Annotated in this window: 11 protein-coding genes; 8 read left to right on the top strand and 3 right to left on the bottom strand. The window is 45.7% G+C overall.

What is annotated here, in order from left to right:
* Positions 1 to 31: 31 nt before the first annotated feature.
* On the top strand, positions 32 to 1,933 hold the full coding sequence (gene menD, locus QUA50_RS08965; RefSeq protein WP_333262848.1) for a 2-succinyl-5-enolpyruvyl-6-hydroxy-3-cyclohexene-1-carboxylic-acid synthase: 1,902 nt from the start codon (positions 32 to 34) through the stop codon (positions 1,931 to 1,933).
* A 200-nt stretch (positions 1,934 to 2,133) separates the two neighbouring features.
* Here the strand turns inward: menD and grxC are convergent, their stop codons facing one another.
* Positions 2,134 to 2,448: a glutaredoxin 3 gene (grxC, locus tag QUA50_RS08960; RefSeq protein ID WP_333262845.1), complete on the bottom strand. Its 315-nt coding sequence runs from the start codon at positions 2,446 to 2,448 to the stop codon at positions 2,134 to 2,136.
* 265 nt (positions 2,449 to 2,713) lie between these two features.
* On the opposite strand from grxC, the gene QUA50_RS08955 reads away from it, so the two are divergent.
* Complete coding sequence (locus QUA50_RS08955; protein WP_190731630.1) at positions 2,714 to 2,929, top strand: hypothetical protein; 216 nt, start codon at positions 2,714 to 2,716, stop codon at positions 2,927 to 2,929.
* Between the two features lie 289 nt (positions 2,930 to 3,218).
* On the opposite strand, the gene QUA50_RS08950 is transcribed toward QUA50_RS08955, so the two are convergent.
* Positions 3,219 to 4,070: a WYL domain-containing protein gene (locus QUA50_RS08950; RefSeq protein WP_333262842.1), complete on the bottom strand. Its 852-nt coding sequence runs from the start codon at positions 4,068 to 4,070 to the stop codon at positions 3,219 to 3,221.
* Between the two features lie 753 nt (positions 4,071 to 4,823).
* Between QUA50_RS08950 and mntA the strand changes: the two genes are divergently transcribed.
* From mntA to cas7d, 4 genes are read left to right on the top strand one after another with little or no spacing between them, the layout of a single operon-like run.
* Positions 4,824 to 5,279: a type VII toxin-antitoxin system MntA family adenylyltransferase antitoxin gene (gene mntA, locus QUA50_RS08945; protein ID WP_333262840.1), complete on the top strand. Its 456-nt coding sequence runs from the start codon at positions 4,824 to 4,826 to the stop codon at positions 5,277 to 5,279.
* Positions 5,276 to 5,704 carry a type VII toxin-antitoxin system HepT family RNase toxin gene (gene hepT / locus QUA50_RS08940; RefSeq protein WP_333262837.1) on the top strand — a complete coding sequence of 143 codons (429 nt, stop codon included), beginning with the start codon at positions 5,276 to 5,278 and terminating at the stop codon, positions 5,702 to 5,704. Before mntA ends, hepT begins: the two co-directional genes overlap by 4 nt.
* Positions 5,705 to 5,764: 60 nt before the next feature.
* Entirely contained in the window at positions 5,765 to 8,482 is a 2,718-nt protein-coding gene (locus QUA50_RS08935; protein ID WP_333262835.1) for a CRISPR-associated protein Csc3, read from the top strand.
* Positions 8,483 to 8,493: 11 nt separating this feature from the next.
* Positions 8,494 to 9,543: a type I-D CRISPR-associated protein Cas7/Csc2 gene (gene cas7d, locus QUA50_RS08930; RefSeq protein ID WP_333262832.1), complete on the top strand. Its 1,050-nt coding sequence runs from the start codon at positions 8,494 to 8,496 to the stop codon at positions 9,541 to 9,543.
* A 167-nt stretch (positions 9,544 to 9,710) separates the two neighbouring features.
* Here the strand turns inward: cas7d and QUA50_RS08925 are convergent, their stop codons facing one another.
* Complete coding sequence (locus QUA50_RS08925; protein ID WP_333052653.1) at positions 9,711 to 10,286, bottom strand: Uma2 family endonuclease; 576 nt, start codon at positions 10,284 to 10,286, stop codon at positions 9,711 to 9,713.
* Between the two features lie 25 nt (positions 10,287 to 10,311).
* Between QUA50_RS08925 and cas5d the strand changes: the two genes are divergently transcribed.
* Both cas5d and cas3 read left to right on the top strand, forming a co-directional pair.
* The gene (gene cas5d, locus QUA50_RS08920; protein ID WP_333262829.1) at positions 10,312 to 11,100 is read left to right on the top strand and encodes a type I-D CRISPR-associated protein Cas5/Csc1; all 789 of its coding nucleotides are present in this window, start codon (positions 10,312 to 10,314) and stop codon (positions 11,098 to 11,100) included.
* A complete protein-coding gene (gene cas3 / locus QUA50_RS08915) occupies positions 11,081 to 13,357 on the top strand; it encodes a type I-D CRISPR-associated helicase Cas3' (RefSeq protein WP_333262826.1) in 2,277 nt (758 codons plus the stop codon). The genes cas5d and cas3 overlap by 20 nt, the downstream gene beginning before the upstream one ends.

The following is a 13,357-nucleotide window of genomic DNA, read 5'->3' as shown; positions in this document are numbered from 1 at the left end:
CAATACAGAGTTGAGCTACTCAGATTTAGCAATGCCAATAGATTTTCGCAACACAAATACCGTCTGGGCTTCCGTATTAGCAGAAACTTTGCAGCGGTTGGGATTAACTACCGCCGTCATTTGTCCCGGTTCGCGATCTGCACCGCTAACAATAGCCTTTGCCCAGAACAACAAAATAGAAACTCTGCCCGTACTCGACGAACGTTCAGCCAGCTTTTTTGCATTAGGAATTGCCAAAAAATCAGGTTTACCAACAGCACTAATTTGTACGTCGGGAACGGCCGCTGCCAACTTTTATCCTGCGATAATAGAAGCCAGAGAAAGTCGAATTCCGCTGCTAATATTCACCGCCGATCGACCTCCCGAACTGCGGGACTGTCACGCCGGACAAGCCATCGACCAAGTTAAAATATACGGCAATTATCCGAACTGGCAAGCCGAATTAGCGATACCTTCTGCGTCCAGAGGAATGCTAGACTATCTGCGGCAGACGATCGTGTATGCTTGGGAACGATCGCAATTTCCAACACCAGGCCCCGTCCACCTCAACATCCCCTTTCGCGACCCGCTTGTACCCGTTCCAGACATAGCCGTAGAAGCTTTAGAAACACAGTTCAATCCCGAAGAATTCTTTGCAGGATTAGAACCCATTTTCGCAGGAGAAAGCTCTACCCCCCCCAGCTTGTTAAGGGGGGGAGAAGAAAGTACATTGCAACAATGGCAAAAGTGCAGCAAAGGGATTATTATTGCAGGCGTTGCACAGCCCCAATTTGCCGAAAAATACTGTAGTGCGATCGGTCAAATTTCTCAATTATTAAACTGGCCAGTTTTAGCAGAAGGACTATCCCCAGTCAGAAACTACGCCCAACTAAACCCCCATCTAATTTCCACCTACGATTTAATCCTGCGAAACCGCTTCCTAGCAGATAAATTAACCCCAGAAATCGCCATTCAAATCGGAGACTTACCCACAAGCAAAGAACTGCGAAACTGGCTAGACAAAACCCAACCAAAACGCTACATAATCGACCCCAGCCAGCACAACTTCGATCCGCTACACGGCAAAACAATGCACCTGCGAACCTCCGTAGAGCATCTAGCCACTGCTATTTCCCCTCAAGTCCCCCCCCTTAGCAAGGGGGGGTTAGGGGGGGTTCTAACCACTGCTACCACTAATATTTCCCCTCAAGTCCCCCCCCTAAACAAGGGCGAGTCAACTCAAATCCCCCCCCTTAGCAAGGGGGGGTTAGGGGGGGTTCCAACCTCACCCTCAAACGAATACCTCCAACTTTGGCACAACACCGAAATCCAAGTCAGACAAACAATAGACCAAAAAATATCAACAATTAACCACATAATCGAGCCCAAAGTTTCCTGGCTGCTTTCCCAAATTTTGCCACCCGCAACACCGATATTTATTGCTAACAGTATGCCCGTCAGAGATGTAGAGTTTTTCTGGAAGCCGAACAACTTAGAAATCAAACCGTTTTTCAATCGCGGCGCTAACGGCATAGACGGCACATTATCAACAGCTTTAGGAGTTTCTCACCGCAATCAAAGCAGCATCATGCTAACAGGAGATTTAGCATTTTTGCACGATACAAACGGTTTTTTAATTAAAAATAAATTTATAGGTCATCTGACAATCATATTAATTAATAACAACGGTGGGGGAATTTTTGAAATGTTGCCCGTTGCTAAATTTGACCCGCCATTTGAAGAGTTTTTTGCCACGCCGCAGCATATCAATTTTGCTCAGTTGTGTGCAACTTACGGCGTGGAACACGAGATAATAGACGATTGGGAACAGTTCAAACAAAAATTAAGTTTTTTGCCAAATAGCGGGATTCGCGTCTTAGAATTGCAAACAGACAGGCGATCGGATGCTAAATGGCGGCAAGACAATCTAGGTAAATTTGCCAAAGATTTGTAATTTTCGGCGCACGGCGCGATCCAAGAAACCGGGTTTTTTCCGAAATACTTCGTTGCAGCCCTAGAATCGGTAAAAAACCCGGTTTCTGAGCACCCGTGCGATCGCGATCCAAGAAACCGGGTTTTTTCCGAAATACTTCGTTGCAGCCCTAGGTAAAAAACCCGGTTTCTGACCACCCGTGCGATCGCGAACTAACTAATTTAAACTGCAGGTTGAGCTAGCAGCGGATCTAACTGTCCTTCTGCATCGAGTTTGTGAATGTCATCGCAGCCGCCTACGTGTTGCTTATTAATGAAAATTTGGGGTACGCTGCGGCGTCCGTTAGCGCGATCGGCCATTGCGTTTCTAGCCGCTTCGTCGCCATCAATTTTGTATTCCGTGAAATTTACGCCTTTCCACCACAGCAAAGTTTTGGCGCGGATGCAGTAGGGACAGGTTTGCCAAGTATAGATTTCCACATTGGCTTTGATGCGATCGGGCTTGCGGCCCAAGAGAGGGTTGAGAAAGTCAAGCATTTTTAGGTACGGGGGTAAAAATTAAACTGGTTGGGGGATTAACGATCATTTTAGCGAAATGCCGTCAGCCCCACGTCCTACCCAAAAATCGGCGCGCGATAGAATTGCTTGCGGCAACCTGCGACCCTGTGACCCAAGTCACACATTTACTCTACTCGGATCACTGGCTTTCACCCTAGAGAATCACATTCGCGGCCTCATTAATATCACCGATATTTTGAGGAAACCAGAAGATGATAAATATATCGAATTCAACCGCACTGCCATGCACCCCGTACAACTCCTCCCCGGCGCTATCTCTGAAATCCTCGCTTCTGTAACGGATACAGGCGTTTTGACTCTGGCGGATCGCTACGGTTTGATGGCCGCCACCTTCGACGACTCTCTGAACGACGAAGACAGAGGCTGCGTCAACCGCTTGCTGCGGGCGGTACTCAGAGGCCGAGTGAAAGTGGTCAACGAACTTTCAGCAGCATTCTAATCGGGATTTGAAGTTTTGTTCTGAAGGCAAGGTGAGTCAGCGGTAGATAAAAATAGTGGAAACTCAGGCAGGAGTGGAAGCAGCGGTAATTTGAATTCGATTTAAAGTTTTCTCCTCTAACTCAACAACGGTTTATTTGTCAAAGCAGCCTTTACAGGCTGCTTTTTTTTGATCTAATCGCGGGTTGTCAGAAACCGGGTTTTTACCAAAATACTGGATTCAAACCCTTAATCTCGGAAAAAACCCGGTTTCTTAAGTCTCTGTGTGTTTTTCGGTACTTCCAAGTCCTCTAATCGCGGATTTCGATGTTGTACTGGCGGCAGAGGTCGATCAGTTCTTGTTGGAAGCGATCGCGCACATTCTGGGGCGAGACAATCACGCAGTCTTTGCCGTACCGAAACACCTCTCGGAACAGCCAGAATCGGCTGGATACCCGCTTCACTACATGGCGCACGTCTCCCACCATTTCATTTGCCACATCTTCATCCGGTTTGAATTCATAGTTCCCAGCCAATCCTCTGGCTAAGTGTAAGTGTACTTCTAGATAGTCTATGGTTTCGCGCCATTTTTCACTTGCAGGTAACAAGTTAACAATCTTGTCTAAGCGCAAACACCGATTGTGAGCTAATTCCGGGATTTCTCTGGAGTCAGCATCGTCGCACCAGATTTCTAGGTACAGGCGCTTGTCGTAGAGGCGAATTTTGGCACTGCGGGCAGTAAATTCGCTCACTTTGTCTTTGCCTGACTGGTAAAACAGCCTGAACGGTTGGCGATCGTCAATCAGTTGATTGAGTCGAAGCCGCCACGCTTCGGCAGTTTGGTTGACTTGTTCGAGCAACTTTTGCCGGAAAGGGGTTTCCAGATTGGCTTTGTCCAAAAGTAATGCCATGACGATCTGGGCGGCTTCGACTTCGCCGGAGTCGTTGAGGAATTTGACGGCTTTGTTCAAAGATTGTACTTGCACTGAATTTAGGGTAAAGGGTTCGCCCACTTCGATTTTTTGTTGGGCTATCGCGACCAATAACCCCGATACGCTGGGACTTTTGCCCCATTTGATACCGAGGCGAAGGGCGATCTCCTCTAGCTGCTCTTTGGTTCCGGTCGGAATTGAAAGTGTAATTGTCTCTTTTTTGCGGGGCATTCAACAAAAGTGTAAATACATACTTGACAGATTGGGTTTTTAATGTAAATATAATTTTAGTGCAATTACAAATCTCATAGATCGCAAATGTTGCCGTGCAAATTCTAGAGCCAACAAAAAAAGCCAGAGGCTAGCTCCGGCTTTCAAGCCCTAATAGGTATTTGTGTGAAAGACAAGGTTATTGTCTCGATCGCGGTACTCTTTCAATTCCTGAAAGGCATTTGTGTATCTATCTTAGCGTGAAAGCGATCGATCGGTTCAAAAATTTTACTTAATCGCTGTACTAACCCAAAACGTATGGTAGAGTAAAAAGCAAGCCAGACATAAAGCCAGCTCGCCCGTGTTTAAATTACTTAACTCTTAGAATAGAGCATGGCTGGTCTGGTTGTAAACCTACGCAAATACAACCATGACAGATAATCTTCCGAATCAAATGCTTCGGCTGATGTCCGATGGGCAATGGCATAGCGCCAATGAGCTAATCGAGAGTGTTAGCCATCGGTTTTCAGCAACCATGCACATTCTGCGAAAGCAAGGCTATCAATTTGAGAAACGTCGCCTGAGCGGACAACAGCACGAATACCGACTATTGCTGAACCTCAATAATAGGATGTAATGCTATTTTGTCAGGGGGTTTGAAGGAATTTTTCTCTTTCTACCCCTCTAAAGATAGAGTGCTAGAGACAAACTATTCTGACAACAGAAAATTTGCTGTCCTCGTCCTCGAATTTGTTTACCCTACACAAGTTAACTATGCTCCAAATTTCCCCAACCCTGACTGAACTTCAGGAAATTGCTTCACAACTTCCCGAACAAATTCCTTACCTCAAAATGCTAATTCTCTTTGGTTCTCGTGCCAGATGCGATACTCACGCAAAAAGTGATTGGGATTTTGCCGCACTTTACGATGAAAAGCTTAGGGAAGAATCTTGCAATAATCGAGGCTTTGCATGGTTTGAAGTTCCTGGGATTTTGGGTGAAGCTTTTAGCATTAACAGCGATGAAATTGATGTCGTTGAATTGAATCGCTGTTCCCCTCTGATTGCCAATTTTATTGCTCGTGATGGCAAACTTATTTATGAACAAGAATCGGGTCAGTTTGAGCAATTTGTCAAAACTCATCTAATGAACGATCTGGAATTGCAAGAACTGGAACGTCAACTTTATCAGAGTATTGATGATTTTCTCAAAGATTGGAGGTCGGTATGAGTATTCAGAAAACAGTAGTTTTAACCCGACTCAAATTTATTGGAGAGTATCTGCTCGAATTGAGACGTTTTGAATCGATGAGCCTGGAAAATTATCTAGCTAGCTTCGATTCAAAAATAATCTCAGAAAGAATAATGGAGTTGATAGTTCAGGCAGCAGTTGATATTAACGAGCATATTCTGACCCGTGGAATGAAGGTTAACTCGGATAGTAATCGAGAATCTTTTGTTCAGCTTGGAAGCTATGGAATTATTACACCTGAAGTTAGTGAAGAATTAGTAAAATCAGCAGGTCTGCGTAACATTTTGGCTCATCGGTACTTAGAAATAGATTATGTAATGTTATTTAATTCCGTTCAAGTTGCTTTAATCTATTATCCGATTTACATCGAGCAAGTTGCTGAATACATTTCTCAAAAACAATGAATAACAGCCAGTTAAAATCCAGCAAATAAGTCATAAAAATCAACATATTAGGGCAAAATTATGTCCACAAAAAGTTTGCTTTTTGACGAAGAAACAACAACTTTAGACGATCGCTATTTTGCAGAAGTTCGTCCCCGACTGTACCAACTGCATACCAATCACGGACAGTATGGCACTCGCCAAGGACGCACCCTTGCCGAACACCTCGATTCGGCTTGTCAGTTCGTTTTAACGGTTAGCAAAATTGCCGGAGTTCCCGATGACAAACGCGCTTGTATTCTGGCCGCGACTGCCGTTCACGATTTGAATAAGCTGGCAGACGACGGACGCAATGTTAAGACGTTGGCGCGCGATCGCCCTTTTTTGCTACAACAACTCGATCGCGCCTGCGTTGCCCAATTCGCCCAAACCGAGTCAGAACTCGAACTCGTCCGCCGCCTGATAGAACGCCATTCCGGCCACAACGCCAGCGATCCAATGCGTTTTTTACCAGAAGACCCCAATATCAAACGTTGGGCCGCGATGTTGATTGGGGGCGACTTATTTGACTTAGGAATTGACGAAGAAACACGCATTCGCAAAGTCGAAAATGAGTTAACAGTTGCATTGCAGCGTGACAGTAAGTTGTTTCAGGTCACTCTTTCCGAAGACCGAGGTTATCTGACTTCGCTATTGCTGTCAGCTTGTGAAGAGGTTTTGCACGATCGCAATTTGCATACTCTCGCGATCGACCCCAACGGTCAAATTTTTGTCGGATCAGCCTTTCCCGACGGCGATTTAAGCTTAATCATTGCTAAAAAATGGCAAAAAAAGATCGATCGTGTCTTTAGCAGCAACGTCGAACAACTCGTGAACGCCACCAAAGACGGCATCAAAATCGACCCGCAAGCCATCCAACAAAACCCCGAAGCAACTTTAGACGAAGTAGATAAGTTACTGCTAAAAAAAGCCAGCGGTTACAAAGTCGAAAAAGTCGCCAAGGATATTGACAAATATGGCGGAGATGCTGGAGAAAATGCCGTTACCGCAGCCGCTGCTGTCGGCTTGCATCCAGTTTCCAATGCCGATGAATTTGCCATTTCTGAAGGACTAAAAACCGCTTACCTCAGCTATCGGGCAGCCGAACTCAGCCCCAAGGAGGTTTGGGATCGAATTGCCGCGCAAGTCGGATTATCTCCTGAACAGCGGGCGGCATTGGAACCGTTTAACGCCCAGTACGGACGCTGTTTGTTTGCGGCTAAATCCATTGAGGGCGATCGCGAACAGAAGCTAGAAAAGGTATTTGCCGCCTTAGAAGATTCATTTCAACTGCGCGGCAAAGCCGAAGAGATAGACGTATCTGAAGAATTGGTAAATGCCGTTCGGCAACTGCTAAACTTTTCCACACCAGCCAACTGGCAAGGCTTTAACGAACTCACAGCCTACATTGAAGCCAACCCGCGCCAGCGCTGTTCCTTGGGGACGACATCGCTACAAATCGGCGAATTGAGTTCCCCAAAAATGCCACCGGGAACCAAAGTCCAAGCTTTTTCCAATCGTCTTCCCGGCGGCATGATTGCTGAACCCAAACGGCGGGCAGATAACTTATCGGCATTGGGTTATCAGTTGATGGCAGTTGGTGCAAATTTCCCGAACTCTGTCAAACAAGACCCGCTATATCTTCACTTTGCGCTGCCAAAAGGATCGAGTGTTGAACTCAGAATAATTTGGCAAAATTTTATGAGAAATACCGCAGCCAAAAATGAAGATGGGACAGTAACAGTTGACGAAATTAAACTTTACCGCGAAAACGAGATAGTCTTTCAATCCAACAAAATGGTTGGCTTGGCACTGCCAAAACGTCCTGAATTTATCAACTCAACGGTGACAATTCCCGTACTGTGGGGAGAAGTTAATAACTCCCTGGCGTTGCTAAAATCGCTCAGATTGGCGTTGGAAATGAGTTTGGCCTTTGATTTGGGTTTTCCCTTTGTTTTGGGTGCCAATCTGGAAGTCGAACCAACTTGGGATTTTTTTGGAAAAGTTGAGGGAATTCCGTCATCTTTGCAGCCACTATTAGGCAGCGGCCAGTATCGGCGAAACGGTCATTTATCCAAGGAAGAACGGCGCACGGCAGTCACTGCTGAGCAAGTTTTAGAACGGCTGCGCTGTATCGGAAAGCTAGCTATTTCGGTGGCAAGTATTCAGAAAAAAGATGACTGTTTGTATGACTTGGCGCGGGCGGCAACTCGTCCCCTGAGTTTCTATTACGTCCTGCTGCGCTGGCTGCTGCGGGAACAAGATGACCCCAATTTGGAGGCAGTTTGGTCTCGGATAAAAGAACCTTTGAATACTTTACTGAGGAGTCTCATGTCAGAAGAACACGATCGCGTTTCTAGCTATCTCAAGCAAGCCGCACACATTGCCGAATTTGCCAAGTTGCGGGGCAGTTCCTTCCGCCGCACTGCCCAAACAGAACCGTTTTCGGAATTTATCAAAGCTGTGCGATCGCGAAAATCTCATATGGATTGGGACACGGTATTTGCCGCCCTAGTGCAGCAATATCACAACCGTCTCGATCGCATTCGAGAACACGGGGCGGGTGCGACAAAATACGAACAAATCAAGCAGTTTTATCAAGTTTTGCAACAACTGTTTGAGGATGTTTATCACTCGCGTCCCGAACGACTGCTAACTGATAGCAAAACCCTCGAAGCTGCCTACTTGTTTTTTTTACAAGAAGCGCGTCAAGAACTTAAGTCTAAAACCGAATCTGAATCAACATCTGTAAACAACTAGGAGAATTCAAAATGTCGATCGCAAAATTGCAACCATTCCTCGCACCTAGCTACGAAAACTTCCCCAAAGGCCGCACCATCGGGATTGTTGTCCTTCGTACCACGCAATCGGAAACCATTTTTAGGACAGAGGGAACGGGCGAACCGATGTGTAATGAATACGTGCAAGCTGGCATTGAAGATACCGAATCAATTCCTCGGCTGGTAATGACAAAACGCAAACAAGTTGCACCAGAAAGGCGGAAAGGACGAGAGTTTTTGCGATCGCATGACTTGCTACACACTACTGAAGACAACGGTAAAAATCATGTCTGCTCTTTGAACACTAATCATCCGTGTGCAATGTGCATTGACTGTTTTCTGTACGGCTTCGCAGCAGGGAAAGGAGGAGATAATATCGGCGCACAGAAAAGTCGAGTTTGGACAGAGGACGCGTTTAGTATCTTACCAGTTACAGAACTAATTAGCGAGCGAACGCTGAACGCAGTTTATGAAAATGGTACGATGAGGCTTCGAGATGAAGAAGGGGAGAAAACGGACATTTCTAAAGGTCTCAACACCAGCGACTACATCAAACCTGGGGTTCACTTCCTCGATATTGTCACCCTCAAAGATGTCACCGCTGACGAACTGCGCTACACCCTCGGCAACATTTTATTAACCACTCGTTACGGTGCAGTTTCCAGCCGCGTGGGACGCATGGACAATCAAATTCTCGGTGTATTTGGCGGTATTGCTGAATTGCCGAGTTCCCTGGAATTAGTCCAAAGGGTTTATGACAAGTTGAAAGCCCAAAATACCGCCCTAGAACATCCTTTAAAAACCGCATCTTTAGTAGATGCAACTCAGGAAATAATCGGCAGTTGGACAAATAAACGAGGTATTTCGATGCAGCTTTCCCCAGCAGAACTTGATGCGCTGGTTGCCGATGTCGATCGCCATTGGTCGCTAGCGGAACAAGAAACCTTCCTCAAACGCCTCGATGAATCCTACGCACCTTGGCGGAAGGTGAAGAGTGAAGGAGGTGGGAAGAAAGGAAAGGGTAAAAAATCCGAAGAATAGCGATTGTAGGGGCGAAAGGCTTTCGCTGAGATGTTGCACCATTGTCAATAAGTCTTTTACGAACGGGATCAGGGGCTCGTGAAGCGAGAAAATCTACTCTTTGTGGAACAGGCCGGAAAGCCTGTTCTTGAGAATGGTGCAAAATGTGAGTTTCGCCCTTCCTAAAACTAAGAAATAGGAGAAAAGTCTACATCTTCATACAAATCCTCGATCGCGCAGGAAAAATCCACGCTAGCCAGATGAATTGTATCCGTTTCTCGATAAGGATAGAGAACCCATTGTCCTTGGTCATTACGGCGAAAACACTCAACCTGTATTCGAGTTTGGCTGATGAGTACGTATTCTTGGAGAGATTCTAAATTTCGGTAATCGGTAAATTTGTCCCCGCGATCGAAAGCTTCTGTTGTCTCAGATAAAACTTCCACAATCAAACAGGGATAGCGCAAGAAATTGCTAAACTCTCTGTCCCGGCGATCGCAAGTAACCGCAATATCTGGATAGTAATAGGTGTTAATCCTCTCAATCCGAACCTTTGTATCAGAAATATATGGGAGACAACCTCGTCCGCGCAGATGATTTCTCAGCAACACATACAGGTTTCCAGTAATTAGCACGTGAGTATTACTTGCCCCTGCCATTGCGTACATATCGCCCTGCCTGTATTCATGTTTAACCGAATTGGTTTCCTCTAATTGCAGATAATCTTCTGGAGAAAGATAGCCGGAATTTTGACTTGCAACCATATTCTTAATCCATCCTTATTAATTTATGACTCAAAACCGATCCAACTCTATTTTGACACATTCCACGGCACGCTTGATAGAACTTTGGTGCGCCGAACCCGTGTTTTTTGCCTCGCGGGAATTGTCCGATACTTACTATACCGAAGGGGCGATCGGCAATTATGCACTAGCCTATGCTTTAGGTTGGGCGCGATCGCCCTATCGCCTTACCGGCCAAGACACCAGCAGACCTCGGTATATAGAAGATTTAACGCCCCTTTCCGGTAATAGCTACATCCTCCCCGCATGGCCGGCTGGCGGCACTTTATCCTTCCGATTTGAGCGGTTTAACGCCCTTTCTGACTCCTATTGGTATGCGATGACAAATAACCGAGTAGCAACGGCGCGCGAAGATTTACCCCTCAGTAGAACGGGGAAAAAACCCAGTACCTACCGTCCTAGCAACTTCCCCCAAACCGGGCGATTGCGAGTAATTGAACGCGGAAATCGGTTTCAGACATTAGTATTTGGCGATCGCGAATTGCCCGAATACATTCGCGTTGGAAAATTTACCAGCAAAGTCCGTGTTGAAATCGTGAAAAAACTCGATGTTGTGCAACTTCCGAGGGGCGATTACCGCTGCAATACTTATCTCAGCGCCGCCGACTTACCTGCAAATATCGAACTCCTCGCTTTCGACTTAATTTCGATGCCGCCCGCATCGTTATTGAAAAATCTTTCGTTTCGCGGTGAAGCGCTGCAAGCCGAGGATTTTATTCTCCCAGCTAACCTTGAATTTTGTGGTGGAAACAACAATGGATTATCTAAAAATTAAACTCGAACCAGCCAGCATTTCTGCCTGTCCCCAATTGCCTACACAACTGGAATTTATGGGACAAGCCTTGCAGCATCAAGTAGATGTTTATGAAGCGTCCGAAAATAATGATATCATTCTCGATCTCGCACCGACTGGAACGGGAAAAACCAAAGCCGGATTGAGTGTTTTGCTGCACAACTCTCAGCGCAATGCTATATATATCGCACCGACAAATGCCTTAGTTGACCAGCAAACTGAAGCCGCCGAAAAATTTGTTCGGGATGCGGGCTTACCTCATATCGTGAAAGCTGCTTCTGCTAGACAAGTCAATTCCTGGCCCGACGATCGCGTTGGGAAACGTTCAGGGGAAAAAATCTATAATGTTTTGCGCGAACCTGCAACTATTTTTCCCGAATGCGGTGGCGGTAGACCAATTTTGCTGGTGACAAACCCGGATATTTTCTACTATGCGACGTTTTTTGCTTACAATAATCTCGATCGCGGAAATATTGCCAGTGAATTTTACAGCAGTTTCTCGACTGTAATTTTCGATGAATTTCACCTTTATGATGCCAAACAATTAGTTAGCTTGTTGTTCTATCTCGCTTTATCTAAAGAGTTTGGCTACTTTCAGTACAAGAGAAAAATTGTTCTGTTGACGGCAACGCCCGAACCTGCTTGCGAAGAAGCCTTAAATGTGTTAGGAAAAAATGGGGTAAAAATTGCTCGAATCGATGGCAAAAGTCAAATTAGTTATCTACGTCCTTCTCAAACTGAAGTCCATCTAGAAATTCGCAAGCAGGTTGATAAAGAAACTACGATCGCAGAAATTGTCCGAGAAGTTCTGCGGCGACTCAGAGAAAATCCCGACCAAAATGGGGCAGTAATTCTTGATGCCAAAGATACCCTAGGCCGCATTTCTGACCAATTGCGCGATCGCGGATTTGCCGATTTCTGCGGGCGAATTACGGGGGATACACCGAAGGAAGAACGCCCGCTGGCCGCCCAAAAACAAGTGATTCTAGCTACCAGTACCGTCGATGTCGGCTTCAACTTCGATCGGGAGAAAGAAACACCCAGGCAAAATCTCGATTGGTTAATTTTTTCTACGCGCGATCGCTTTTCATTCTGGCAGCGCATCGGGCGTGTCGGACGGGTTTTAGGGAAAACGCAAACCGAAATTCCTTCCGAGGCGATCGCCTATTTACCCGATCGCGCTTGGGAACAAGGCATCGAACAACTTGACTGTTTTGGCGGACGCAAAACCCTGACGGAAATGTTAGAAAGTCTAGACTGCATGAAGCGTCCCTTTCTCGACATTTACTGGCGTTCCGAAGCTTTTCTAGAAATTGCCAAACCATTATTAGAACTAGAAATACTGTTTGACAAATTGCCGGAAGCAAGTTTAGTTATGCAGCTTTATCAAACCATGCAAATAGTGTTGGGAGGTAAACGAGACTGGAATTCTTACCGGCGGCGGATGAAAGTATTGCAAGGTGCAGAAAATGTGGCTAAATCTACTATCAAACAAATTCAAAAAGAGTGGCAGTACATTAAAGGCGGTCAAAACTGCGTCATCAGTTTTATGCAAGCCAACTATCCAGAAGATTGGGAAGAAATAGATTCTGGGAGAACGTCAATCGAGTTAGTTGAGGAAAAAATCCGCAAAAACCAAAAAGTCGCCGAAGAGTTGAAAGAATACGCGACAATTCTCAAAGCCAGTTATGCGCCACTTTTCAAATTTCGAGAAAGCTTGTTTGAAAATGTCAAAATTTATGACCCCAAAAACTTTTTACTCGATGAAGTCGGCGAAACCAATCTTGACCCCATTCACCTGCTGAGATTTTTTGAATTTGCGTCCGATGAAAATGGGATTGTGCTTACCGATCGCGCCGCCGAAACTTACGGGCTCAAGTTTGCCTTGCAAGTGGCAGATTTAGAAGATTTTGCCAACCACTACCTTTGCAAACTTTATGCTTTTAAAAATTGTACGATCGAACGGACGATCGGCGATAACGTCCGTCCCACAGCGTTAATTTCCCAGCTTACACCGCCCTTAATGCCCGGTGTGATTGTCCGAGAACATCGCAAAAATCGCTGGGCAATCCTCAAACTCAGAAAACAAGGAATCGAATGCTATCCGATTACGGTCAAAGATAGCTTTGCTAACGAACAAGAATATACATTTTTTCCAAGTTTATCCGGCATTTTGGCGATCGCCTCCGCTGGCGTTACCTTAAAATGTCCTGACAATCAAGAATTCTGGGTAGTTTAA

It is taken from the genome of Microcoleus sp. M2_D5 (assembly GCF_036701935.1).
Taxonomy (GTDB): domain Bacteria; phylum Cyanobacteriota; class Cyanobacteriia; order Cyanobacteriales; family Microcoleaceae; genus Microcoleus.
Note: the sequence above shows the minus strand (reverse complement) of the source record. Positions and strands in the feature narration are given on the sequence as shown.